This is a genomic window from Allomesorhizobium camelthorni, from assembly GCF_011045125.1.
GTDB lineage: Bacteria > Pseudomonadota > Alphaproteobacteria > Rhizobiales > Rhizobiaceae > Allomesorhizobium > Allomesorhizobium camelthorni.
Window position 1 is genome coordinate 7,501 of sequence record NZ_JAAKZF010000010.1, and the last position, 24,125, is coordinate 31,625.

Annotated in this window: 19 protein-coding genes (1 of these 19 running past the window's edge); 7 read left to right on the plus strand and 12 right to left on the minus strand. The window is 63.1% G+C overall.

Features of this window, described 5'->3' with window-relative positions:
* Positions 1-649, plus strand: the 3' end of a protein-coding gene (locus G6N73_RS10230) for a M23 family metallopeptidase (RefSeq protein WP_165027083.1). Its footprint begins 1,307 nt before the window's first position; the window shows 649 of its 1,956 coding nt (coding positions 1,308-1,956); its start codon lies off the left edge, out of view; it ends in the stop codon at positions 647-649.
* Between the two features lie 23 nt (positions 650-672).
* On the opposite strand, the gene G6N73_RS10235 is transcribed toward G6N73_RS10230, so the two are convergent.
* The 6 genes from G6N73_RS10235 to G6N73_RS10260 all read right to left on the minus strand — a co-directional run bounded on the left by G6N73_RS10235 (position 673) and on the right by G6N73_RS10260 (position 7,365).
* Positions 673-2,244 (minus strand): MFS transporter, encoded by a 1,572-nt coding sequence (locus tag G6N73_RS10235; protein ID WP_165027086.1) that lies wholly within the window; start codon positions 2,242-2,244, stop codon positions 673-675.
* An 88-nt stretch (positions 2,245-2,332) separates the two neighbouring features.
* Complete coding sequence (locus G6N73_RS10240; RefSeq protein WP_165027108.1) at positions 2,333-3,781, minus strand: L,D-transpeptidase; 1,449 nt, start codon at positions 3,779-3,781, stop codon at positions 2,333-2,335.
* A 150-nt stretch (positions 3,782-3,931) separates the two neighbouring features.
* On the minus strand, positions 3,932-4,294 hold the full coding sequence (locus G6N73_RS10245; protein ID WP_165027111.1) for an MmcQ/YjbR family DNA-binding protein: 363 nt from the start codon (positions 4,292-4,294) through the stop codon (positions 3,932-3,934).
* Positions 4,295-4,391: 97 nt separating this feature from the next.
* Positions 4,392-5,252 (minus strand): hypothetical protein, encoded by an 861-nt coding sequence (locus G6N73_RS10250; RefSeq protein WP_165027114.1) that lies wholly within the window; start codon positions 5,250-5,252, stop codon positions 4,392-4,394.
* Between the two features lie 205 nt (positions 5,253-5,457).
* On the minus strand, positions 5,458-6,459 hold the full coding sequence (locus G6N73_RS10255) for an NADP-dependent oxidoreductase (protein WP_165027116.1): 1,002 nt from the start codon (positions 6,457-6,459) through the stop codon (positions 5,458-5,460).
* 90 nt (positions 6,460-6,549) lie between these two features.
* Positions 6,550-7,365 carry an oxidoreductase gene (locus tag G6N73_RS10260; protein ID WP_165027119.1) on the minus strand — a complete coding sequence of 272 codons (816 nt, stop codon included), beginning with the start codon at positions 7,363-7,365 and terminating at the stop codon, positions 6,550-6,552.
* A 103-nt stretch (positions 7,366-7,468) separates the two neighbouring features.
* Here G6N73_RS10260 and G6N73_RS10265 point away from each other — a divergent pair, with 103 nt between their 5' ends.
* Entirely contained in the window at positions 7,469-8,038 is a 570-nt protein-coding gene (locus G6N73_RS10265) for a TetR/AcrR family transcriptional regulator (protein ID WP_165027125.1), read from the plus strand.
* A 1,360-nt stretch (positions 8,039-9,398) separates the two neighbouring features.
* On the opposite strand, the gene clpB is transcribed toward G6N73_RS10265, so the two are convergent.
* The 4 genes from clpB to prfA form a co-directional block, all read right to left on the minus strand.
* The gene (gene clpB, locus G6N73_RS10270; RefSeq protein ID WP_165027128.1) at positions 9,399-12,008 is read right to left on the minus strand and encodes an ATP-dependent chaperone ClpB; all 2,610 of its coding nucleotides are present in this window, start codon (positions 12,006-12,008) and stop codon (positions 9,399-9,401) included.
* Positions 12,009-12,206: 198 nt separating this feature from the next.
* Complete coding sequence (locus tag G6N73_RS10275) at positions 12,207-13,010, minus strand: DUF4167 domain-containing protein (protein ID WP_246251868.1); 804 nt, start codon at positions 13,008-13,010, stop codon at positions 12,207-12,209.
* Positions 13,011-13,296: 286 nt separating this feature from the next.
* Positions 13,297-14,178 carry a peptide chain release factor N(5)-glutamine methyltransferase gene (prmC, locus tag G6N73_RS10280; RefSeq protein WP_165027476.1) on the minus strand — a complete coding sequence of 294 codons (882 nt, stop codon included), beginning with the start codon at positions 14,176-14,178 and terminating at the stop codon, positions 13,297-13,299.
* A gap of 131 nt (positions 14,179-14,309) precedes the next feature.
* Positions 14,310-15,386 carry a peptide chain release factor 1 gene (prfA, locus tag G6N73_RS10285; RefSeq protein WP_165027130.1) on the minus strand — a complete coding sequence of 359 codons (1,077 nt, stop codon included), beginning with the start codon at positions 15,384-15,386 and terminating at the stop codon, positions 14,310-14,312.
* A gap of 331 nt (positions 15,387-15,717) precedes the next feature.
* Between prfA and G6N73_RS10290 the strand changes: the two genes are divergently transcribed.
* The 3 genes from G6N73_RS10290 (at position 15,718) to G6N73_RS10300 (ending at position 18,465) form a co-directional block, all read left to right on the plus strand.
* Positions 15,718-16,230, plus strand: a complete 513-nt coding sequence (locus G6N73_RS10290) for a GNAT family N-acetyltransferase (protein WP_165027133.1) — start codon at positions 15,718-15,720, stop codon at positions 16,228-16,230.
* 275 nt (positions 16,231-16,505) lie between these two features.
* On the plus strand, positions 16,506-17,465 hold the full coding sequence (locus G6N73_RS10295; protein ID WP_165027135.1) for a hypothetical protein: 960 nt from the start codon (positions 16,506-16,508) through the stop codon (positions 17,463-17,465).
* A gap of 106 nt (positions 17,466-17,571) precedes the next feature.
* Complete coding sequence (locus G6N73_RS10300; RefSeq protein WP_165027138.1) at positions 17,572-18,465, plus strand: hypothetical protein; 894 nt, start codon at positions 17,572-17,574, stop codon at positions 18,463-18,465.
* 314 nt (positions 18,466-18,779) lie between these two features.
* Here G6N73_RS10300 and G6N73_RS10305 read toward each other — a convergent pair whose 3' ends face one another.
* On the minus strand, positions 18,780-19,454 hold the full coding sequence (locus G6N73_RS10305) for a protein-L-isoaspartate(D-aspartate) O-methyltransferase (protein WP_165027142.1): 675 nt from the start codon (positions 19,452-19,454) through the stop codon (positions 18,780-18,782).
* A gap of 267 nt (positions 19,455-19,721) precedes the next feature.
* On the opposite strand from G6N73_RS10305, the gene G6N73_RS10310 reads away from it, so the two are divergent.
* Both G6N73_RS10310 and G6N73_RS10315 read left to right on the plus strand, forming a co-directional pair.
* Positions 19,722-19,985 carry a hypothetical protein gene (locus G6N73_RS10310; RefSeq protein WP_165027146.1) on the plus strand — a complete coding sequence of 88 codons (264 nt, stop codon included), beginning with the start codon at positions 19,722-19,724 and terminating at the stop codon, positions 19,983-19,985.
* Between the two features lie 32 nt (positions 19,986-20,017).
* The gene (locus G6N73_RS10315) at positions 20,018-21,157 is read left to right on the plus strand and encodes a M14 family metallopeptidase (protein ID WP_165027150.1); all 1,140 of its coding nucleotides are present in this window, start codon (positions 20,018-20,020) and stop codon (positions 21,155-21,157) included.
* Between the two features lie 74 nt (positions 21,158-21,231).
* Here the strand turns inward: G6N73_RS10315 and G6N73_RS10320 are convergent, their stop codons facing one another.
* The gene (locus G6N73_RS10320) at positions 21,232-24,069 is read right to left on the minus strand and encodes an AMP-binding protein (RefSeq protein ID WP_165027153.1); all 2,838 of its coding nucleotides are present in this window, start codon (positions 24,067-24,069) and stop codon (positions 21,232-21,234) included.
* Between the last annotated feature and the right edge of the window lie 56 nt (positions 24,070-24,125).

Below are 24,125 nucleotides of genomic sequence, written 5' to 3' on the forward strand. Positions count from 1 at the left end.
TTTGATGTCGGAGGATTCCGAGCTTCTCTACGTGGCGGCCACTTTCGGCGGCAACACGCGCAACTTCTACCGCTTCAAGACGTCCGACGGCAGCGTCGACTATTTCGACCAGGACGGCCGCAGCGCCAAGCAGTTCCTGCTGCGCAATCCCGTACCCAACGGACGCTTCACCTCGGGCTTCGGCGGCCGTCGCCATCCGGTTCTCGGCTATTCCAAGATGCATACCGGCGTGGACTGGGCGGCGCCGCGCGGCACGCCGATCATCGCGTCGGGCAACGGCACCGTCGAAAAGGCGGGATGGGCCGGCGGCTATGGCCGCCAGACCATCATCCGCCACGCCAACGGCTATGAGACCTCCTACAACCACCAGAGCGCGGTGGCCAAAGGCATCAAGCCCGGCGCGAAAGTCCGGCAGGGCCAGGTCATCGGCTATGTCGGGTCGACCGGCCTGGTGACGGGCAATCACCTGCATTACGAACTGATGGTCAACGGCCGCAAGGTCGATCCGATGCGGGTCAGGCTGCCGGTCGGGCGCATTTTGAAGGGCGACGATCTCACGACCTTCGAGAAGGAACGCAAGCGCATCGACGACCTGCTCAAGGAAGAGGGCGATCCGCTCAAAGTGGCGAGCGCCAAGGCCGAGGGCTGATCCGGCCGGCCTTGTGGCGACAATCACTCCGCCGAAGCTGGATTTGCTGCGTCGTCGGCGCTTTCGGTGCGACCGCTTCCGGGCGCGGTCATCCAGGCGGTCAGGGCCGAGACAACGCAGAGCGCGGCGGTGACCCAGGCGACGGCGGCAAAGGCCGCATCGCTTGCCGCGAGCCGGATGCTTTCGGCGTCGGCCGGAAGCGCGCTCACCGGTTCCTCGCCAAAGCTTGGAACGGCGCCGGCGCCCTGGCCCAGCAAGGATGCGTAGCGGAGCGCTGCAACGCCGCCCATCGCCGCGACGGCAAACAGCCCGGCCATCCGGGCTACCGCATTGTTGATGCCAGACGCCGACCCGGTTTCGCTATCCTCGACGGCTGTCATGATCGCCGTCGACAGCGGCGAGACGACAAGCGCCATGCCGAGGCCCATCAGAGCCATAAGCGGGAAAATACCGAACCAGAAGCTGTGGACGCCTCCACCAGTGAGAAGCGCAAGGCCTGCAAAGGCGGCGGCCACGACCAGGCTGCCGGCGACGACCGGCAAGCGCGGCCCGATGCTGTCCGAGGCCCTTCCGACCGGCCCCGAAAGAAGCGCGATCGCCAGCGAAAGCGGCAGGAAAATGAAGCCGGTCGCGGCCTCGCTCTGGCGCCATCCCGCGATCAGCAGCATCGGCAGATAGAACAGGATCGCCGAAAGCGCGAAATAGAGGAAGAATGTCGAGACGTTTGCGCCCGAAAACGATCGGCTGGCGAACAGGCCGAGATCGACCATCGGCTCGTTCTGCCTCCGTTCCCAGACAAGGAACGCCGCCATGACCACGAAGCCGGCAGCGACCCAGGCGGTGGAATGCGGCAGGCTCGCCGTGCCGAAAACGGTGAAGCCGTAGGCAAGCGCGCCGAGCGAGACGGTGGCGAGCGCCGCGCCTCCAAGATCGAGGGTGCGCGTTGCTCCGGGCGCATCGGCCGGCACCTTCGCCGCCAAGAAATAGATCGCCAACCCGCCGAGCGGCAGGTTCACGGCGAATATCCAGCGCCAGACGCTGTCTTCGAATGACGATAGCAGCACGCCGCCGATCACCGGCCCCAACGCAGTGGTAAGCGCCGACGCGGCGGCCCATATGCCGATTGCGCGCCCGCGCTCCTTCTTCGGATAGGCTTTTGCGATGATCGCAAGGCTGCCGGGCACCATGATGGCCGCGCCCACCCCTTGCACGGCGCGCGCGACGATCAGGAACAGTGCGTCAGGAGCAATCGCGCAGACCATCGAAGCGCCGATGAACAGCGCAATGCCGACGATCAGGGTGCGGCGCAGGCCGAACTTGTCGCCCGCCGCCCCGCCGGCGAGGATCAGCGCCGACAGCGTCAGAGCATAGGCGTTGGAAATCCATTGCGCTTCGATGAGGCTCGCGCCGAGATCGCTGCGCATCGCCGGAATGGCGATGGCCACAACCGACCCGTCGATGAAGCCGAGGGAGGAAGCGAGAATCGCGGCGACCAGCACGTAGCGGCGGCGCTCCCGCGGGCAGAACGTGCCATCGTCGGGCGGTGCCATCGTCTGTGGGACAGCGCCCTCATGTGCTTCGCAAGGCGATCGCATGCGCCGAAAATAGCGCAAAGGGCAACCGCAGCAATCCCGTCAGGTTGAAAGTGCCGATGCGCCCATGAAGTTCGGGAACCGCGCGGTATTACTCGACGAACTCGACCATAACGCCGACGCTGACCAGCTTGGCCAGCTCCTGCGCGTCCCAATTGGTCAGGCGCACGCAGCCATGGCTCTCGGTCTTGCCGATCTTGGATGGATCCGGCGTGCCGTGAATGCCGTAGGTCGGCTTGTCCAGCGCGATCCAGATCGAGCCGACGGGGCCGTTGGGGCCGGGCGGAATGGTCAGGATCTTGTCGTTCTGGCCCTGCTTGAAGTTCACCTTCGGATTGTAGGTGTAGTTGGGATTGAAGGCGACCCGCGACACGGCGTGCGTGCCGGTCGGCGACGGCGTTTCGGTCGAGCCGATCGTGGCGGGATAAGCGGCGACCAGTTCGCCTTCCTCGTCATAGGCGCGCACCTGCTTGCGCCCCTTGTCGGCAACGATCCGCTGAACCTTCTTTGTGACCGGAGCACCGACATTGGCGACGCGGATGATGGTGCCCGGCCGCGAGAAATTAGCCTCGGGATTGAGCGCCTTCAGGTAGCCCTCGTCCATATGGAATTTTTCCGCCAGCATCTCCAAAACGGAGGTGTAGCTCAGATTTTCGAGCTGCGCCTTCTTGCTGTAATCGGCCGGTACGGAGGCGACGAACGGCCCTGCGGCATCCGCGGCGGTGATCGTGTAGGTGGTGAACGGGTCGCCGCCGGTGGCAGCCAGCGCCGCCTTGATGCCCGCCGAATCGGTCGACCGCAGGCTGGTTCCGGTAGTCTCACGGTAGGCGTCGAAGGCCTTGTCGACATTCGAGCCGAACTTGCCGTCGATGACGCCCGGCGAAGCGCCGGTCCGGTCCATCAGCACCTGGATACCGGCGACATCTTCGCGCGCGGTGAAGTTCATCGGTGGCGGCGCCACCGGATCGACGACGATGGTCTCGCCGGGCGCCGAAGGACCGGCAGGTTCGTCGAGCGGCTCGCGTTCGACCGGTTCGCGATCGACGACGCGCGGCGGCTGCTCCCTGAGTTCCGGCAATGTGCGCCGCCGCGGCGCCGGCGGGAATTCGTCGATGGACGGTTCGCGGGCGGCGTCGGGATAGTCGTATTCATCGACGGGTGGCGGCAGGAGGCGATAGTCGCCAAGCTTGCGCCTGCGCAGCCGCTCCATGTCCTCGGGGTCGTCGAGATAGTAGCGCTCTTCCCGGTCCAGTTCCTGCGCGCGCAACGCACGGCGCAGCGCCGGCCGGTTCATCGGGCGGACACGCCGCGGCGGCTGCACGGCGATGATCTCGCCGGTATAGGCATCGATAATGACCCTGTTGCCATTGCCGTCGTAGAAGATTTCCACGTCGCCGGCCTGCGCCAGCAGAATGCCTTCAGACTGGCTGCCGGCGGCCTGATTGGCCTCGCGCGCAGCGCCGGCCGATTGCGAGGCCAGCGCCCCCGACGCGGACAAGCCGGCCACCAGCGCCGAAAGCATGAAAACCTTGCCGAGCATCTATCCCCAAATCTCCGTTTCAGCGCCGCGTCATGCAGGCGTCCAGCCGGCCAATGCCGTTTCAGCCTAGAAGTTCCAATATGAACCGGGCATGAAAATGGCCGCGCAATGGCGGTCTAGTCCTGTACTTCAGCAAATATGCATATTCCGTCATGCCGCCGCGCCAAGCTCGCTTCGCACGCGCTTGGGCAGCGCGCGGAAGATCAGGCCGTGGCTTTCGCGGACATAGTCCTTCAGCGCTTCGTCATCCATGCTTTCGCCGGTGCGGCGCTGGATCCATTTCATGCCGCGTGAAGCGAGATAGGGCGCCGGACGGCAGCCCGGCTGCTCCCTCAGTATTTCGTAGGCGAACTCGGAGCATTTGAAGGTGACCGCCAGTTCTTCTCCGCCGCTCCAGCCGGCGATGGCGAACACCTTGCCGCCGACCTTCCAGACATGCGCGCCGCCCCACTGGACGACATGGGTTGCGAAAGGAAGCGAGCCGCAGAAGGTGTTGTATTCATCGAGTGTCATGGTCCCTGTCTTTCGCACACATGAAGGGTTGTTGCCACGCTCCGGAGTTTCACCGGCCTGGCTATTGATTAATACCCGGTAAGCGCAGGGACGCGCGTCATGATGTGTCGGGGTGCTCCAGCGCCCAAAAAGCCAACCCATGAGCGGCAGTCAAAACATCGTGGACCTCGTGGGAAGGCCGCCGACGAGAGCCGGGCGGGCGTCCCATCCGCAGCGGCCAAAGGCGGCGAATCCGGTCTGCGTCGCGGGGTTTGTTTTGCGCGCCTGCGGCTTCGCGGCCCCTGTCTCGCGCGCCCACGGCGTCGCGGCGAACCCGCCAGCGAGCGAAGCGCAGGGCCTGGCGCGGCAGGTCGTCGAGCGCCCGGCCGAGCGCCTCAAGCCTCCGGCCAAGACGACCCGCATCGACCGCATCGTTGGGCGCGGGCGGGCGGCGGTCCGCGACGGGAAACGGCTCGGTGAAGCCGGGAAGTGAGATGCGTGGCACGCCGTTCTGCTTCGGTGGGCGCGGGCGGAACGGATGCTGCAGCGGATCGAAAAGCGGCAGGCTCAACGCGCGCGGCATGGCGCGGGCAGATGAGGAGCCGCCGGGGGCGGCGGAAGGCATCGCGATGCCGGTTCCGACACCGTTGCTCAGGATCGTCGGAACGATCCTTGTCTTGCCTGCCTGCGGGGCCTTGCGCGGCGGCGGCAGCGTCACGACAAGCCCGCGCGCTAGCGCGATGATGAGCCGCCGCGCCGCAGATTCCGCCGGACGCAGGAGCCGCAGCACGGCGAGGCGGAGATGGCGCGGCAGGGCCGGGGACAGTTTATTTTTTTCCGCCTGCGCCAAACCTCCCGGCGACGCGCCTTCCTGCGGAAAGAAAGTAAACTGTCCCCCGAGGCCGGCCATGGCGACGAGCGTCGCCAGGATGTGCTTCAGCGCCTCGCGGTGCTTCTCGATCGCTGCATTCCAGTCCATTGCCACCTCCCGCCGCCGCCCTCCCCTGATCCCCGGTCCGGTCAGGGTTCCCGCGAGGGCGGTCAGGGGATTATGCGCGCAAGCCGGAGGGGTGGGGATAAAGGTCGGAGAAAGACTGCTGACAGATGGTGACAGGGGGCGGGAGGGGACAGCTTTGCACCATGCATTTACGAGGCCGCTCGCGGTCCAATGAAGGAAGGGTTCGCTATCTGACCTTGACGACAACCTTGCCCTTGGCTCGCCCTGTTTCAACGTATGCTAGGGCTTCATTGGTAGCTTCAAACGGAAAGACCCGATCCATGACCGGGCGGATCGCTCCGGATTCGATGAGGGACGTAATTTTGCTCAGTTCATCGCCCTGCGCCCACATGAAAAGGAACGAGTAACTGACGCCCGCGCGCTTGGCCTTGGTCCGAATACCGCGGCTCAGCAGACGCAGCACCAGCCTTAGCACCACGTTCAGTCGCTTTTCCTTGGCGAACGCCGGGTCCGGAGGGCCGGAGATGGAAATCAGTTTCCCACCCGGTTTCAGCACACGAAGCGATTTTTCCAGCGTTTTGGAGTCCTGGCTGTTGAGGACGACGTCGTATCCTGACAGGACTTTCTCGAAGTCGTCCTTCCTGTAGTCGATGACGATATCGGCGCCGAGACCTTTGACCAAATCGGTGCTCGCCGCGCCCGCCGTCGCCGCAACGGTTGAGCCGAGGTGCTTGGCAAGCTGGATCGCGAACGTCCCCACGCCGCCGGAGCCAGCCTGGATGAAGATTTTCTGGCCTTTCTTCAGATTGGCCCTATTGACCATCACTTGCCAAGCGGTCAGTCCGACTAGAGGAATGGAGGCGGCTTCCTCCATGCTGAGGTTTTTCGGCTTCAGCGCAACGTCTGCTTCATTGATAGCGATGTATTCGGCGAACGTCCCTATCCGGCCGTCGCGCGGCCGCGAATAGATCTCGTCACCGGGTTTGAACTTGCGGACTTTCGATCCAGCCCGGACAATCCTCCCGGCCACGTCGTGGCCGAGGATGAATGGCGGACGATAGGGCAGGATGGGCTTGAACTCTCCGGTTCTGATCTTGGAATCAAGCAGATTCAGCCCGGCAGCATGAATCTCGACCAAGACGTCATTGTCTTGGAGAGACGGCTCCGGCATATCTGCCAATCGCAGAACGCCCTTCTTGCTATACTTATCGACAACGAATGCCTTCATGGCAGTGCTTTCCAAAAGGGTGTTGGGCGATCCGGCAAGGAACACCCGCTAATCGCCGTACAGCCGCCTCACGGAGAGGCGTCTTGTCGTTCAAACCGGCAAGCGGAACTGCTTGCGCAGGTTCTTGTCGAATATCTCTGAGGGGGCAAAGCGGCGCAGCATGCTGACCTGCCGCGCAGCCTTGCCGGCGGTATAGCGCCGTCGCGGACGGGCATCGGTCGCCGCCTTGACGACCACATCCGCCACCACTTCCGGCCGGTCTGCTTTAGGCATCACATCGCGAAGGAGCGCGTCGAGCCCGGCCCGAGCGCGATCGTATTCCTTCAACACCGAATCCGGCTCGATCCCGTTCTGGTCGAAGACGGTGCGGACATATGCCGGCTCGATGACCGAGACACGAATATTGAAGGTACGAACCTCGTGATCGAGCGATTCAGAATAGCCTTCGAGCGCGTGCTTAGCCGCCGAATAGTGAGCCGAATACGGCGCGGGGACCAATCCCAGGATCGAGCCTATGTTGATGATGCGCCCTTCGCCGTGCCTTCGCATCAAAGGCAAAACCGCATTGGTCATCCGCATGACGCCGAACAGATTGACGTCGAACAGAGCTTGAACCTGGGCGACCGAGGATTCCTCGGCGCCTCCGAGCATGCCGATACCGGCATTATTGACCAGGAGGTCGATCCGGCCGGTCTGCGAGAGCACCGTCGAAACGAGCGCATCGACGGAGGCGCCGTCCGTCACGTCGCAAACCAGCATCGTTCCCCCTTTGGGGACGTCTTTAATCATCTTGCGGCTTGTGCCGAAGACCTTGAACCCCGCACGCGCCAAGGCCTCGGCGCTGGCGCGGCCGATGCCCGAGGAGGCGCCGGTCACGATCGCGGTCTTTCCTGAAAATGCATTCATTTGATTGCTCCAAGTCCTTGAGGACTAGCGTTTTTGCCATAATTGAATTATGATCATACTATCACATTATGATCATCATGCAATAGCCAAAAGGAAAGAGCCCATGCGCTACGAGAAAGGCAGAAAGGATGCGTCACGCAGCCGGATAATGGACGTCGCGACGAAACAATTCCGATCCGACGGCATTGCTGCGACGGGCCTTGCTGGCATCATGAGCGAGGCTGGGCTGACGAACGGGGCTTTCTATCCGCACTTTCAATCCAAGGCAGAGCTTGTGCGTGAATGCGTTGCGGCGGCGCTGGAGGATCAGTCTGCCCAGATGAGTGAGTTGCTCGCGGCCGGAGGGCCCGAAATTGCGATAGATGCGTACCTGTCGGCGGCGCACAGGGACAATCCTGACAAAGGCTGTGCTTCGGCCGCGCTATTGCCCGAACTTGCGCGCCAGCCAGCCGAGGCACGTCAACTCTATACGGAGCGGTTCCTGACCCTGGCGCACCAGATGTCGGCGGCTCTTCCGCCGGAGACCAAGGACCCCGAAGAAGTTGCTCTGGGCGTTTACGCAACTCTCATCGGCGCGCTTCAACTAGCTCGCGCCGTCGAAGAGAGGGAACTATCGGATCGCATCCTCGCGGCGGGAAAAGATGCGGCGCAGGCATTGATCCAACCGCGCTAGAAGAAGATATCTGGGCACGGGGCAAAGAGGCCTCTGCGGTAACGGCAAAGGGAAAGTCCTCTTAGGGGTCAAAAGCCAAAAAAAGCTCTGCCATGCGACGGGGCATTTTCGTTTCTCGGATGGGCTCAACCCCTCACCGCGTCGCTGGGCGAGGAACCCAAGTCCTGAAGCGCCGCTCACCCCTCACCCGGATTGCCAACGGCGGCGCTTCGCGACAGCCCCGCTCCTCTCCCCCATCGTTCATGGGGGAGAAGTGGCCCGAAGGGCCGGTGAGGGGCTACTTACTTTCTTGCGGGATAAAATCTGAGATCGCTCGCAAAGGGAGCCGTCCGTTGAGCGAAGCAAGGATAGTTTCGCAAACCGCTGCCGTTTGCATCCGTGTTTCATGGCTCCAAAACCGGATTGCCAACCTCGCTGGATGCCAAGCCTGCTCCGGCGTCATCCTCGGGCTTGTCCCGAGGATCTGCCGGGGCTGGCAGGCTTGGAGGGATGAAGCCTCCAGCGGCGTGGATGTTGGTTATGACTGATCGTATCAGAGCAGATCCTCGGGACAAGCCCGAGGATGACGGCATTGAGGCGGGCGCGCCGGCAAGCGCAGATGCGATGGCATTGTCTTTCACGACTTCATTTCAGGTTCTTCGTCATTCCGGGGCCGCGAAGCGGAACCCGGAATCCAGCACGCTGGTCCTCGTCCAGTTGTCCGACACCGTCCAATCTCGCTCCGATCGCATCGGATGCATCTCGTTCCTTAAGTGCCGATGCTCTGGATTCCGGGTTCCGCTCCGCGGCCCCGGAATGACGAGCACAGCGCTAGTCAATGCACGCTTCCCTCGGTGCAGATGCCGATAAGCAGCACGCTCAGAGTTGATGACGGCGTTGAGGCGGGCGCGCCGGCAAGCGCAGATGCGATGGCATTGTCTTTCACGACTTCATTTCAGGTCCTTCGTCATTTCAGGTCCTTCGTCATTCCGGGGCCGCGAAGCGGAACCCGGAATCCAGCACGCTGGTCCTCGTCCAGTTGTCCGACAGCGTCCGATCTCGCTCCGATCGCATCGGATGCATCCCGTTCCTTAAGTGCCGACGCTCTGGATTCCGGGTTCCGCTCCGCGGCCCCGGAATGACGAACATGGCGCCGATCAATGCACGCTTCCCTCGGTGCAGATGCCGATGAGCAGCACGCTCAGAGTTGATGACGGCGTTGAGGTTTACCGGCCCACCAAACTCACATGCGATAGGCACGCCTCTCACCCGGATTGCCAACGGCGGCGCTTCGCGCCCGTCGCGCAATCCGACCTCTCCCGCTCCTTCGACCCCTCGACAGGCTCGGGGCTCAGGATGAGGGAGGTGGGGCGTCGGCGCCTTACGCAGCCTTCTCGGTCTCGGCCGGTTCCCCGGCCTTGGCGCGGAAGTTCAGTCGGTCGGAGCCGGCGGTGACCTTTACGGTCGAGCCGTCGAGGATCTCGCCGAGCAGGATGCGCTCGGCGAGCGGGTCCTGCAGTTCCTTTTGCATGACGCGCTTCAGGGGCCGTGCGCCGTAGGCGGGGTCGTAGCCCTTGGCGGCCAGCCAGTCGACCGCGTCCTGGTCGAGCGCGATGCTGATCTTGCGGTCGGAAAGCAGCCTTTCGAGCCGCTTGAGCTGGATCTGCACGATCTTGCCCATGTCCTCGCGGCGCAGCCGGTGGAACAGGATGATCTCGTCGACGCGGTTCAAAAACTCCGGACGGAACGACGCCCGCACCATCGTCATCACTTCGTCGCGGACCTTGTCGACGTCCTCGCCCTCGCCCAGCCCCACCAGATATTCGGCGCCGAGATTGGAAGTCATGATGATCAGCGTGTTGCGGAAGTCGACCGTGCGGCCCTGCCCGTCGGTCAGCCGGCCGTCGTCGAGCACCTGCAGGAGCACGTTGAACACGTCCGGATGCGCCTTCTCGATCTCGTCGAAAAGCACGACCTGATAGGGCCTGCGCCGCACCGCCTCGGTCAGCGTGCCGCCTTCCTCGTAGCCGACATAGCCCGGAGGCGCGCCGACCAGGCGGGCGACCGAATGCTTCTCCATGAACTCCGACATGTCGATGCGCACCATGGCGTTCTCGTCGTCGAACAGGAAGGCGGCCAGCGCCTTGGTCAGTTCGGTCTTGCCGACGCCGGTGGGCCCGAGGAACATGAACGAGCCGATCGGCCGGTTGGGATCCTGCAGACCCGCGCGAGACCGTCTCACAGCTTTCGACACGGCCTGCACCGCCTCGCCCTGCCCGATCACGCGGGTCGCGATCTCGTCCTCCATGCGCAAGAGCTTCTCGCGTTCGCCTTCGAGCATCCTGTCGACCGGAATGCCCGTCCAGCGAGACACGATATGGGCGACGTGGTCCGGCGTAACCACCTCTTCCACCATGCCAACCTTGCCGTCCTGCGCTTCGGCCGCCTTCAGCTTCTTCTCGAGTTCCGGAATCTTGCCGTAAGCCAGTTCGCCGGCGCGCTGGAATTCACCCGAGCGCTGCGCGATGGCGAGTTCGTTGCGCGCTTCGTCGAGTTGCTTCTTGAGGTCCGCCGCCAGGCCGAGCTTCTGCTTCTCCGCCTGCCACTTGGCGGTCAGTTCGGCCGATTCCTCTTCGAGCCCGGTAAGCTCTTTTTCCAGGCGTGCGAGCCGGTCCTTCGATGCCTCGTCCTTCTCGACCTTCAGCGCCTCGCGTTCTATCTTGAGCTGCATGACGCGGCGGTCGATCTCGTCCAGCGCCTCTGGCTTGGAATCGACCTGCATACGCAGCCGTGAGGCGGCCTCGTCGACGAGGTCGATCGCCTTGTCGGGCAGGAAACGATCGGCGATGTAGCGGTTGGAGAGCGTTGCGGCGCTCACCAGCGCCGAATCGGAGATCCGCACCTTGTGATGCTGCTCGTACTTCTCCTTGAGGCCGCGCAGGATTGAGACAGTATCCTCGACAGTCGGCTCGTCGACGAACACCGGCTGGAAGCGGCGGGCAAGTGCGGCGTCCTTCTCGACATGCTTGCGGTATTCGTCGAGCGTGGTCGCGCCGACGCAATGGAGTTCGCCGCGCGCCAGCGCCGGCTTGAGCAGGTTGGAGGCGTCCATCGCGCCCTCGGCCTTGCCGGCGCCGACCAGCGTGTGCATCTCGTCGATGAACAGGATGATCTCGCCGCTGGCGCTGGTCACCTCCGACAGCACCGCCTTCAGCCGCTCCTCGAACTCGCCGCGATATTTGGCGCCGGCAATCAGCGCGCCCATGTCGAGCGCCATCAGCTTCTTGTCCTTCAGCGATTCCGGCACGTCGCCATTGACGATGCGCAGCGCCAGGCCTTCGGCGATCGCCGTCTTGCCGACGCCGGGCTCGCCGATCAGGACCGGATTGTTCTTGGTGCGGCGCGACAGAACCTGGATCGTGCGGCGGATCTCGTCGTCGCGGCCGATGACCGGGTCGAGCCGGCCGCTTCGGGCGTCAGCGGTCAGATCCCGCGCGTATTTCTTCAGCGCGTCATAGCTCTGCTCGGCGCTCGCCGAATCGGCGGTGCGGCCCTTGCGTATGTCGTTGATGACCTGGTTGAGCGCCTGCGCGGTGACGCCGGCCTTGGACAGGATCTCGGCGGACTTGGCGGATTTCTCGACCGCCAGCGCGGTCAGCAGGCGCTCGACCGTGACGAAGCTGTCGCCGGCCTTCTTCGCCAGCTCCTCGGCCGTGGCAAACACCTTGGCGAGCGGCTGCGCCAGGTAAAGCTGGCCATTGGTGCCCTCGACGCGCGGCATGGCTTCCAGCGCAGCCTCGACGCCGAGCTTGACGTCGCGCACGCTGCCGCCGGCGCGCTCGATCAGCGAGGCGGCCAGGCCCTCATCGTCGTCGACCAGGACTTTCAGGATGTGTTCGGGCGTGAATTGCTGGTGGTTGCGGGAAAGCGCCATGGTCTGGGCGGACTGGATGAAGCCCCGGACGCGTTCGGAATATTTCTCAATGTTCATTCTGTCTCCTTCCTTACCGGCCCGCTTTGCGGCGCCGGATCGGCTTTGGGTGACGAGCCTGCTCTTCAAGCCAGGCTCACTATGGCAAGGATATGGGGCGCGCGTCGATTTCCCTCAAGATCGGCGGAACGCAATAAAAAAGCGGCGGAGACTTTCGTCCCCGCCGCACAATCTACGTGAATCTATCCGTCGCGAAAATCAGCTCTCGACAGGCTCCAGAGCCGCATCGCCGCCGGAGGTTTCCGCCGCGGGCGTCGCCTGGCCGGCATCGCCTGCGGGTTCATTGCCGCCCGAGCCCGCTTCCGCGGCCTGATCGGGACGGCGCTCGCCGCGGCGCGGCCGGCGGCCACGGCGCGGAGGCGCATCCTGCTCGCCTTCGTCGTTATTCACCTGGGAAGCCTCGGGAGCAGCGGTCTCGGCGGCAGGGCCGGCCTCAGGGCGCGGGGGGCGCGGCGTATGCGGGCGACGCTCCCGGTGGCGTGCGCCGCCATTCGGCGCGCCGGCGGCTTCCGCGTTCAAGGCGACCTCGGCCGGAGTCCCGTCGATAACCGGCTGCGGGCCCGAACCATTGCTCACCGGCGCGACATGCGATGGAGCGGGCTGGGACTGCGCCTCGTTGGCGGCATTGGCCGGCGCGGCGCTTCCGGCAGCCTCGAACTCGTCGCGATCCTCGTCCTGGTCGTCGCTGAAATCGTCGCGGTTTTGCTGGACCTGCTGGATCGGCATCTGCGCCTGGGCGGCTGCGATGATGCGATTGTAGTGCTCGGCGTGCTGGAGATAGTTCTCCGCCATCACGCGGTCGCCGGAACTCTGGGCGTCGCGGGCCAGCGTGGTGTATTTTTCGGCAATCTGCTGAGCCGAACCGCGGATTTTGACGTCCGGTCCGTTGCTCTCGTAATTGCGCGTCAGGGGGTTGGGGCCCTTGCGGTTGGGATTGTTGTTGTTGCCGCCGCCATTATTGCCGCGACCGCGCATGCGCCTGTTCTGCTGTTGTGGCCTCATCCGACTCTCTTCAATTTGAAATACATTTCACGAACGGGGGCGCCTCGGCAGCCAGCCGTTTCGTACTTTTCCGACGGTGTTCGCCCGCATCGATTGCGTTGGCGTCACGTGCCATCCCATTCCGGTCTCTGTCACTTGCCGGGCGATCCCCGTACGAAGCTAAAGCGTCGTTCACGCAAGAAGGCAGCTTGTTCAAAAAGGGAACCGAATTGGTAACAGCACTGCCTGCTTCGTCTCATCCGGTAGTTCAACCCTAGCTGTATTCGCCATCATTGCCAAGGCTTTTTTAAGCGTCCTCCGGTCTGCTTTCCTGGAACATAAGGACGCGGTCGTTTCCTGCGAGATCCCGCGCGGCATTTATCAACCGGTACCCTGCCCGTTGGAAAATGCCCGTTACGGCGTCCTTCTGGTCATAACCGATTTCAACGCCGATGGTTCCGCCGGCTGCAAGGCAGCGGTGTGCGCCTTCCGATATCAGGCGATAGGCATCGAGCCCGTCTTCGCCGCCATCCAGCGCTCCGCGCGGATCGAAATCACGTACGTCCGCCTGCAAACTGTCGATGTGCGTGGCCGGTATATAGGGAGGGTTCGAGACGATTGCATCGTACTGCTCGAAAATATTTGCGAACCAGTCGGAACGAACAGGCGTGAAGCGTTCGCCGAGCCCGAGTCGCCCGGCATTCAGCGCCGCCGTTTCAAGCGCGCCTTCGGAAATGTCGACGCCGGTCGCCACAGCCTGTTCGATCTTGCTCAGCAAAGCGAGCGCGATCGCCCCGGTGCCCGTGCCGAGATCGAGAATACGGCATTCGCCCTTGCGGGCAACGGTCTCGGAAATAACGGGCAGCATGGCTTCGACCAGCGTCTCCGTGTCCGGCCGCGGCTCCAGCGTTTCGGGCGAAAGCAGGAGATCGAGGCCGTAGAATTCGCGGCGGCCGAAGATGCGGTGGATGGGTTCATGCGCAAGCCGGCGTCTTAACGCCGCGTCGATGGCGACAAGCGCTTCCGCCGGAATCAAGCGATCCGGCGAAGAAATTGCGTCGGCGCGGCTGATGCCCGAAAAATGCTCGACGATCATGCGGGCTTCGAGCGCCGGATCGTCGATGTAAGGGACGGTCAGGCGGCCGCGGGCGAAACGCAAAAGTTCGGATAAAGTAGTTGCCCCCTCCACCGCCTTCGGCGGTCCCCCTCCCCCGCTTCGCAGGGGAGGATCCGAGGTCACAGGCGTCGCCGGCGTTGATCCTCCCCCGTTTACGGGGGAGGGGGACCGCCGAAGGCGGTGGAGGGGGCGCGCATCACGCGTCATTTTTCCGCTATATCCGCCAGCAGCTTCGACTGGTGGTCGGAGATCAGCGCCGAAATGAGTTCGTCGAGTTCGCCCATCATCACCCGGTCGAGCTTGTAGAGCGTGAGGTTGATGCGGTGGTCGGTGACACGCCCCTGCGGAAAATTGTATGTCCTGATGCGCTCGGACCGGTCGCCCGAGCCGACCTGCAGCCGGCGGCTTTCAGACCTTTCGCTGTCGGCCCGCGAGCGCTCCATGTCGAACAATCGCGCCCGCAGGATCTGCATGGCGCGGGCGCGGTTCTGGTGCTGCGACTTCTCGGCCTGCACAACCATGATGCCGGTCGGCAGATGGGTGATGCGCACCGCCGAATCGGTGGTGTTGACGTGCTGGCCGCCCGAGCCCGAGGCGCGCATCGTGTCGATGCGAATGTCTTCGGTGCGGATCTCGATGTCGACCTCTTCCGCCTCGGGCAGCACCGCGACCGTCGCGGCCGACGTGTGGATGCGCCCGCTGCCCTCGGTCTCAGGCACGCGCTGGACCCGGTGCACGCCGGATTCGAATTTCAGGTGCGCGAACACGCCCTTGCCCGACACGGTGGCGATGATCTCCTTGTAGCCGCCGGCCTCGCCTTCGCTGGCCGACGCGACTTCCATCTTCCAGCCGCGCGCGGCGGCATAGCGCTCATACATGCGGAACAGGTCGCCGGCGAAAAGCGCCGCCTCGTCGCCGCCGGTTCCGGCGCGGATTTCGAGGATGGCGTTCTTCTCGTCGGCCGCGTCCCTGGGCAGGAGCAGTATCTGGATGTCCTTCTGCAGCGCCTCGATGCGCTCCTCGACCGCCGGCAGCTCGGTCTCGGCGAGTTCCCGCATCTCCGCATCGGTCCCCTTATCGGCCAGCATCGCCCGGAGGTCGGCTTCCTCCTGCTCTGCGGCGCGCAGCTCGCGGATTTTCGCCACCATGTCCTGGATGTCGGAATATTCCGAAGCCATCTTCACATAGGCGTCGGCGTCCGGCCCAGCCGACATCTGCGCTTCGAGCATTTCGAAACGCTTGACGACTTGATCCATGCGGTCGCGGGGCAGGGAGTTCATCTTGGAAGCCTTGTTGCCATCTGGCCAGCATGTAGGAGGCTGGCAGGAGGGCTGCCAATATCGGAGATCGCGAAAAAGCTCAATGTCGCCGGAAGATGGCTGCCGGCCCGGAGCAGCATAGAGGAAGATTCTGGCCGCTTCGGGGTGGTGGGAAGCGTACGTGTGCAGGCCTACCTGAGCCAGTAAGTTGCGCAGGAGCGGTCGTTAAAGCGATCAAGGCAGAGCGGCCGGAGCCGACCCCCTTTGGCCGTTTAGGTTCGAGTACGCTACGGCGCAAGTTGGACCCTCAGCAGTCCTTTGCTGTCCGTTCCAGTCCCGTTACAGTGTTGGAATGACAAGTGTTTACATCAAGCCTGTCGCGCGCTCCGATGCCGACGAGTTGATCCGCGTTAATGCTCAAAGCCGATCCTACCACGAGCCATGGGTGCAGCCGTTCACCGACGCGGAAGGTTTTGAGACCTGGTTCGACGAGATCGTTACAGGCGCGAATGTCGGCTTGGTCGCTCGGGAACAAGTATCCGGCGAAGTCGTTGGCGTCGTCAACGTCAGCCAGATCTTTCGGAAGGGCTTCCAGAACGCCTATCTCGGTTTCTATGGCTCGGTCGCCTTCGCAGGTCGCGGACTCATGACGGAGGCTGTTTGGCTTTCGGCGCACTATTCCTTCGATCAGATCGGGCTACATCGCTTGGAAGCCAATGTCCAGCCCGGAAACCTTCGCTCCATCGCGCTTGTTCGCCGCGTCGGATTCCGCAAGGAAGGCTTCTCGCCGCGATACCTAAGGATCAATGGTATCTGGTGTGACCACGAGCGCTGGGCACTGCTCTCGGACGAGCTGGCCTCTTAGCCCGGACGCGTCCTTCCGCGGCTTTCCGGAACGCGAAAGACCGACCCGTTGCAGCTATCCAGACTTGTTCGCGCTAAGTCGGAAGTGTGACCCCTGAGCTGACGTTCAACGGAAACGAGAACCGCCATAGCGCCTGCAGTTCGTTGGCCGGGATATAGAGGCGACGCCGTTGGTGAGGGTGCGGGTCTACTGCGCACGCCAGAGTAACTTAATGGAAAACAGCCAGCAGTTCGGATACCGTAGTCGCAACAAGAACAGGGGGTGCTGGTCTGATTATGGAAAATGATGACGATCTAGAAGAAAGCGGTTTAGAAGACGACGATAGCTTGCAGACCGTTGAGGCGCAGGCTCTCCAACAGTTTGACACAGACGAGTCTGGCGGCTGGGAGTGTCGTAAAATCTTGAATGACTGGTTCGTCAAGTTGCAGGCGCGCGCTGGTGACGACGATGCTCAATATCGACGAGAAATTCGGGATGCCATTGACGTTCTGAACGACATTCACTGGGCGATCAACACCGGCGGAATCATACCAGACCCTGACGATGGTAAGAAGCGATACGTCGGGCGCCGCCTGTGGGTGTGGCCCTCCGACGAAGATATCAGACACCCGCCAAAGAATTGGATCGGCGACCGCAGCCCTGTTAGGAGCGACCTTTTAGACAAGGCGCTGGCCAAGTACCTGAAGCGACCGTGGCTTCAGCACGACATTATTGATGGCAGTGTGATCAACGCCCTCCTGTTCACCGAGCTTGCAGAGGTCTCCGAACAGGTAAGGGTCGGAGCTGCCACTGGGACTCCCAACTGGAGCTACATTCTCAGTGATGGTAACGAGTTAGCGCAACTAGGGTGGGCTATCGCACTTCCGATCGTCGGGTTCTTGGCGAGGTGGGTGCTGCTACCCGCGGTCTCCATCGGTCTCCTCATTTACCGCTTTCAGACTGCAGCGATTGTGGTGATCGGGCTGTGGGCGCTGTACGTCCTATACCGCCTTGTCGTCATCCCCGCACGGTGGCGGCGGCGGAAAGTTCGGCGCGAGGCTGCGGTAAAGGCTGACGAGATCATCCAAGCGATGTTGCATGCATGGTTGGCCGCGCGCGGCAGCACGATCAACCCTACCCGGCTGAAGGAACTGGTGAAGGTGGCGGAGGAACGAGGGGCGGCCTTCAGGCCAGTGCTGCATACGTTGATCGACCGCGCCATTCAACGCGACCCGACAGCGCTGGTGACGGAGTGAATGTGAAACCATGTGTTGAAGGCGGTGAAGCGCAGGGGACTACTGCGGGAATGGGTTAGACTGCGACAGGTTGACCTTCAAGAGGTAAAATTCGAGGAGGATGAGCATGAATCCAACGATGTGGACATGGGTTCTTACAGTCCTCGGCACGGTCGCTACAATACTCTTGCCGCTAGCAGTGCCAGCCATACGCGCGGCGGTTGGAAAATATGTTGCCGGGTTCGTACAGCATCATTTCGACCAGCGAATTGAGACATTGAAATCTGAATTGCGACGCAGCGAGGAACAGTTCACCGCCGATCTGAGGGAAAAGGACCGTCAGCTTAGGACATTGACTGACACCACCCTCTCTCTGCGATCAACCCGACAAATGGCGCTGGCTGCCCGTCGGTTGCAGGCAGTGGAGCAGCTCTGGGCGGCCAAAGTCGCGATCGACCGCATGAAGATGGCTGCAAATTTTATGTCTGGCTTAAATTTGGAAGAGCTGTTCAAGGCGGCCGAAAAAGACGATCCGAGCATAAAGACCCTTGGAGCGATGCTAAACCAGTTGTCTGGGGTTGATTTGGGGAAGGAAGCATCTGAGGCATCCGTCCTGTCCGAGCGGCCGTTTCTATCACCTGATGTCTGGGTACTATTCTCCGCTTACCAGAGTGTGATGACACACTCGGTGGTAATTATCAAAAATCTAGCCCTCGGAACGACGAAATTCCTCAAGAAGGAGGACGTACTGAAGCCGTTGATGCTTTTGGCGCTGCCGGAATACAAGAACTACATCGAACAATACGGGTTTTCTGGTTACTACCACTTGCTCGATATCCTCGAGCAGAAGCTACTTAACGCGATAACGGAAATGCTCGATGGAAAATCCCTCGACGATGCAACGTTGAAGCGATCTGCCGAGATCATGGCGGCAGTGAGAGGGCTTAACATCGAAGCCAAGCCCGAGATTCCCGACGGGTTACAAGGTTCGGAAATCCCGAACCCTCCGAAAATCGAGTAGAACTGGTTCCAGCGCCTCCCCGTCGCGAGCCGATGTGCTTTTTTTTCAAGAGCTCGGACGTGTGCCAGCAAGGTCAGGAATCCTCTTTCTTTTTGTCCCTCCCGGCAGTCGACCAGAACGACAAAGTCCCACCCTCTAGCGACGTTGCCGCCGTGCAGCGGCAATGACCGCTTCGGGTTACGGGCATCACGTTGATGGCCGTTCGGCAAACGTCAGGAACGGATCGATCTTTCCGCCAACGCTGACGATGCGCGAAATTCTGGCAATTGGCATGGCGATCGGAAGGCGCGGTGGGGCCAGATTTTCGCACTCCATCAGACCGTTTCGAGCCGGCTGAACCGAACCGGGATGAGTTTCCGAGTCTTGATTCGCCCTGCCGCATCCTTGTCGATGACTGTCAGCAACTGCGCGTCTTCAGCTCCCAAAGGCAGAACCAGGCGTCCTTCCGGCTTGAGCTGCTCAAGCAACGCCGGCGGTGTGCGCTCCGCCGCCACCGTGACCAGGACCTTGTCGAATGGGGCATGCTCAGGCCAGCCGCGCGACCCGTCTCCGACACGAATGCCGATATCGGAGAAGCCGAGGCGCTGCAGCAGAGCCTCGGCATGGCTTGCGAATTCCTCGATGATTTCGACGCTCCAAACCTGCCCGGCGAGTTCCGCGAGGATTGCGGTTTGGTAGCCCAGGCCGGTGCCGATCTCGAGCACTGCCTCGTGCGGTTGGGGAGCCAGGAGATCGGTCATCAGAGCGACGATGAAGGGTTGCGAGATGGTTTTATCGAAGCCAATCGGCAGCGGCATGTCCTGGTAGGCGTAAGGCGCAACCGAGGCTGGCACGAAGCGATGCCGCGGCACCCGCCGCATCGCCGCCATCACGCGCTCATCGAGCACTGCCTTGCCGAGTTCTTCGCTTGCAAGGTCGGCATGGATTGCAATCATCTCGACCATGTGCCGGCGTAGAACCGCGAGGTGCTTTTCGGTCATTGGCTTCATGAGGGTGGGAACTCCTCAACCAGCTTGCTCGCAGATAGTCTCATATCCTGCTTGTCTTGTCACAGTAACGCCCGCCATCGACCGGGAAAGCAGCGCCATAACGGGTCATTGGTCGCCACTGCGAGCAAGCGCAGGAGTCGACCTCTTTTGAGACTTTCATTCTGCACAGCACGTGATGGGCTTACCGGTTTCGGGCGCGGCGTTGCAGCTCACTTCGGGAGGGGGTAAAATCCCGGCAGGCTGCTAGTATGCCGAGGAGCACCTGATATGGCGGGACGCGCGACGGTCCGCTGGCTGGTTCGCCTCACTCCAGTCGTGGGTCGCACAGTCGACGATCTCCTGAAGGTTCCACTGAGCCTTGATGTCTGGGAACGGGAAGCTGACGCCGTCGTGGCGGCTGCCTCCGAGCAGACGATTGCCGAGATCGAGCGCCGACGCGTGGCTGGCGTCGAGCGCCTCCGCACGATCACCGACCTGGAAAGTGGCGCACCCGGCTCCGATCGCCTCGACGGGCAACCGGAGGGGCGCTGAAGGCTGGCTTTATCGAACGAAGGAATGGTCGCATGAACTTCATCGCCAAGGTCACGTCTTCGGGACCGCAGAAGCCGCTTGGGGACGTTCTTCGGGTGCCGCTGGGCATCGACGTTTGGGAGGTCAAGCCGGATCACCTGATCCTTCGTGGAACCGAGGCTCAGTTGGACCGCCTGTCCAGCATGGGTTACGTCGTCGAGCAGCTCGAGGATGTGGCGCGGCACCTCTCCGCCTTCGCCAGCGCCGAGGCGGCGGAGCAGTATCACTCGGCAGCCACCTTGGAGGAGGAGCTGCGGCAGCTCGCGCAAGCGAGGCCGGACATCGCCGAGCTGAAGGAGATCGGCCGCAGCATCGAGGGCCGGCCCATCCTGGCCTTGCGGATCGGCGACCGCCGCGGAGGCGTTCCCAAGCTCCTTTTCATGGGCTGCCACCACGCGCGCGAGTGGATCGCCGTGGAGGTGCCCTTCCTGCTGGCGAAGGAACTCGTCGAGCGGGCCGACGAAGCGCCGATCGCAGGCTGGCTGACGAGCGGCGAAATCTGGGTCGCCCCGATGGTCAACCCGGACGGCCATGAACACAGCCGGGCGCAAGAGCGGCTTTGGCGCAAGAACCGCCGGAGGAACGGCGACGGCTCGTTCGGCGTCGACCCGAACCGCAACTACGGCTACATGTGGGGCATCCTCGACGTGCCCACCTCCAGCCACGTGCCGAGCGACGAGACCTATGTCGGCCCGCGCGCCTTCTCCGAGCCGGAGACACAGGCGGTCCGCGATCTCGTAGGGTGCGAACGCTTCGCCGGCGTGATCACCTATCACAGCTATTCTCAGCTCATACTCTACCCCTGGGGCTACACGGAAAAGTCGATACCGGACGCTCAGCATCGGGAGCAGATGGTGGGGATGGCCCAGGAGATGCAAACCCTGATCCAGGAGGTACATGGCAAGATCTATGTCCCGCAGCAGTCTTCCGAGCTCTACCCAACCGCCGGCGACACGACGGATTGGACGTACGGGACCTACGGCATACCGTCCTTCACGGTCGAACTCCGGCCGCGCACCTTCCAGGAAGGCGGTTTCATCCTGCCGCCAGACCAGATCCTGCCGACCTGGGAGGAGAACCGTCCGGCCGCCTTCCGGTTCATCGAACAGCTCCTGGTGGCGCCCGTGGCATAGGGGCGGGGCGGAGGACGACCGGTCCCGGCGAGTTCGCCGCACAGCGTCCAGCCAGCGCCGCAGCCGCGCTCCCGTCAGGCTCCGGCCTCGGTCGGTGTCGGCTTTACCATCTCGCCGAGGTCCGGCTCGCCACAGCGCGCCAGGATCGCTTGGCGTACAGCGTCGCGCAGACGCAATACCGATGCAAAATCGGTTCCGGACGGCGCAATGGGGGCGTCGATCTCGATCGTGACCGGCGTCCGTCGTGGAAACCATTGGTCGCCGCGCAGCATGGATCGCGTTCCGCGGATGATGCCGGGCAGCGCCGGCAGGTTGGCGTCCACCGCGATCTTGAAAGCCCCGAGATAGAAGGCGGAGAGCCCTGGTCTGCGCGTGAACGTACCTTCGGGGAAGAACACGAGAATGCGCCCCTGCCGGGCGACCTTGGTCAGGGATTCGGCGTCGGAAAGGCTGCCGGTAACGTCATAGCGCTCGACAAACGGTGTGCCTAACCGGCGCAGAAAGGGTCCGGCAAAGACCTGTCCCGCGAGTTCCTTCTTGGCCACGAAAGCTGGTTCTCCCGGCAGAACCGCAGCCAGGACCAAGACGTCCATGTAGCTCGAATGGTTGAATGCGAGCACCGCGTTGCGGCGGGGAATGTGCTCGATGCCGCTCGCCGTGATGGTCACGCCGGCGAGGGCGAGCGCAGCACGGGCGATCGTCCTCGCCGCGGCCCAGCGCCAGTCGAGCAGCGGCAGAAGCATCACGGCCGGCCATGCCAACAGGAAGCTGCAACCCACGACGATCCACCACCATCCGGCGTAGAGAAGGTCGGCGAGAAGCCGGCGCAGACGCTTCAGTTGCGGGCCAGTTCCCGCAAGCGACAGCCGCAAGACTTGCCACCAGAGCGAGCGTTGCGGCGCTCCAATCGTCCCGCTCTCGTAAAGCTGCTTGGCCGCGCTGCGGCGGATTTTCCCGCTGGATGTCTTCGGCACGGCTCGCGGCGGCGCGAGGACCATATCGTCGGGCGGTGTCCCGGCGATATCCGTTGCGACCTCATGAGCGCGCTTTTGCAACGCCGCGCGGGCGGATTCATCGGTCTCGCGCGTTTCCGCCACGACGACCACACGCTCCGTTCCCGTGGATTGATCGGTGGCGCCGAACACGACGACGCCGCCCTTGCGCACGCCGGGGATGCCCGCAACAGCCTCTTCGATCTCTTGCGGGTAGATGTGACGCCCGGCGCGGATGATGATGTCCTTTACCCGGCCGGTGATATAGATATCACCGCTCGCCACGTATGCCCTGTCTCCGCTGTCGAGCCAGCCATCGCGGAACAATTCGCGCGTCTTGGCGTCGTTCTCGAAATAGCCGGAGGTCGCCGACGGGCCGCGGAATTCGAGCCGGCCTTCCTGGCGTTCGCCAAGCTCATAGCCGGCGCCGTCGACGATGCGGACTTCATGACCTGGCAGAGGATGTCCGCAGGCGACGATTTCAAGCGGCTTCGGATCGTCGGGGCCGGCGGGCACGGCCGCGCCACGGCCGGTCAGCGCGGTACGATCCACGCGATCGATGATCGGCGCGCGGCCCGGCGGAGGAAAAGCAAGGCCCACCGTGTTCTCGGCCAGGCCGTAGACCGGCGCCATGGCCCCCGGCTTGAAGCCATGATGCTCAAATCTTTCAATGAACCGGCGCAGCGTCTGAACGCTGACCGGCTCCGCCCCGTTTGCGACCATGCGCAGCGAGCTCAGATCAAGTCCTTCGAGATCGGCGTCGTCCGTCTTGTTGAGACAGAACTCAAATCCGAAGTTCGGGGAAGCGGACAAGGTGGCGCGAAAACGGTGCATGGCCCAGAGCCAGCTCTCCGGGCGCACGAGAAAGCTCAGTGGCGACATCGCATAGAGCGGCGCGCCAAAATGAAGGCATCCCAACCACGCGCCGATCAGGCCCATGTCATGATAGAGCGGCAGCCAGCTCACAAAGACGTCGGCCGAGCTCGCCTCCATCACCGTCCCCATGGCCCGGATATTGGCAAGCAGATTGGCGTGGCTCAGCACGACGCCTTTCGGATCTCCGGTGCTGCCCGATGTGTATTGTATCAGCGCGGTCGAGCGACCGTCCGTAACCGGCGGCAGTTGTGCGGCTGCGGGCTCGGTGCTGAGACTTGCGACGTTCTCGACGCTGTCCAGGGATTCGACCTGTCCGCGCAGCAGCGCTGCAGGGCCCATTCCTTCCTGCATGGTGACGAGTATGCGGGCGCCGGCATTGCTCAGGATGCCGGCCTGGCGCCGCAGATGGTCCTCGATCTGCGACAGCCGCATCGGCGGATAGATCGGCACCGGCACGGCTCCGGCGTAGAGAATGCCGAAGAATGCGGAGAAGAAATCGAGGCTCGTGGGCAGCATCAGGGCGACGCGATCGCCCGGCTCGACATTGCGGCGGATCAGGCCGGCCGCGACGGTGCGAGCCGATTGCGCCAATTCCGCGTAGGTCATTGCCCCCAATTCCGTTGTGTCGTCCTGCAGGACCGTCAGGTGCAGGCGATCGGGATGCTGCGCCACGTGCCAGTCCAGAACCTCGACGAGCGTCTTGGCCTCTGTGGCGGCCGGAACGGGAGGAAGGGCAGTGGTCGGTTGCGCCGCGCGGGCCGAGCCTGGTCGGGCGCCGGCGTGTTCGAGAGCATTGATCAGATCGCCGATCGTGTCCGCCTCGCCAACGATTTGAGTGGGCAGCCGCACCCGGAACGCGCGCTCGATCCGCAGTATAAGCTCCGTCCGACCAAGGCTGTCGATGCCGAGATCCCTTTCGATCCGGCTCGGCGGCGAGATGTCGACCGCTTTTGCACGCTGCGGCTGAAGCTCGTGCACGAACTCGCGCACCACGGCGATCAGGTCGCCCTCGCGTGATCTCCCGTCACCGGTCGTGGGAACCATTTTCGTGCCCGTTTCCACGCCGCAATGCTAACGGCTTCAGGCAATTGGACGTCGAC

Excerpts from the sequence above, each read along its gene's own strand:
- G6N73_RS10235 (WP_165027086.1), bottom strand. The coding sequence starts at position 2,244 with ATGCGATCGCCTTGCGAAGCACATGAGGGCGCTGTCCCACAGACGATG.
- G6N73_RS10240 (WP_165027108.1), bottom strand. The coding sequence starts at position 3,781 with ATGCTCGGCAAGGTTTTCATGCTTTCGGCGCTGGTGGCCGGCTTGTCC.
- G6N73_RS10245 (WP_165027111.1), bottom strand. The coding sequence starts at position 4,294 with ATGACACTCGATGAATACAACACCTTCTGCGGCTCGCTTCCTTTCGCA.
- G6N73_RS10250 (WP_165027114.1), bottom strand. The coding sequence starts at position 5,252 with ATGGACTGGAATGCAGCGATCGAGAAGCACCGCGAGGCGCTGAAGCAC.
- G6N73_RS10255 (WP_165027116.1), bottom strand. The coding sequence starts at position 6,459 with ATGAAGGCATTCGTTGTCGATAAGTATAGCAAGAAGGGCGTTCTGCGA.
- G6N73_RS10260 (WP_165027119.1), bottom strand. The coding sequence starts at position 7,365 with ATGAATGCATTTTCAGGAAAGACCGCGATCGTGACCGGCGCCTCCTCG.
- G6N73_RS10265 (WP_165027125.1), top strand. The coding sequence starts at position 7,469 with ATGCGCTACGAGAAAGGCAGAAAGGATGCGTCACGCAGCCGGATAATG.
- clpB (WP_165027128.1), bottom strand. The coding sequence starts at position 12,008 with ATGAACATTGAGAAATATTCCGAACGCGTCCGGGGCTTCATCCAGTCC.
- G6N73_RS10275 (WP_246251868.1), bottom strand. The coding sequence starts at position 13,010 with ATGAGGCCACAACAGCAGAACAGGCGCATGCGCGGTCGCGGCAATAAT.
- prfA (WP_165027130.1), bottom strand. The coding sequence starts at position 15,386 with ATGAACTCCCTGCCCCGCGACCGCATGGATCAAGTCGTCAAGCGTTTC.
- G6N73_RS10290 (WP_165027133.1), top strand. The coding sequence starts at position 15,718 with ATGACAAGTGTTTACATCAAGCCTGTCGCGCGCTCCGATGCCGACGAG.
- G6N73_RS10295 (WP_165027135.1), top strand. The coding sequence starts at position 16,506 with ATGGAAAATGATGACGATCTAGAAGAAAGCGGTTTAGAAGACGACGAT.
- G6N73_RS10300 (WP_165027138.1), top strand. The coding sequence starts at position 17,572 with ATGAATCCAACGATGTGGACATGGGTTCTTACAGTCCTCGGCACGGTC.
- G6N73_RS10305 (WP_165027142.1), bottom strand. The coding sequence starts at position 19,454 with ATGAAGCCAATGACCGAAAAGCACCTCGCGGTTCTACGCCGGCACATG.
- G6N73_RS10310 (WP_165027146.1), top strand. The coding sequence starts at position 19,722 with ATGGCGGGACGCGCGACGGTCCGCTGGCTGGTTCGCCTCACTCCAGTC.
- G6N73_RS10315 (WP_165027150.1), top strand. The coding sequence starts at position 20,018 with ATGAACTTCATCGCCAAGGTCACGTCTTCGGGACCGCAGAAGCCGCTT.
- G6N73_RS10320 (WP_165027153.1), bottom strand. The coding sequence starts at position 24,069 with ATGGTTCCCACGACCGGTGACGGGAGATCACGCGAGGGCGACCTGATC.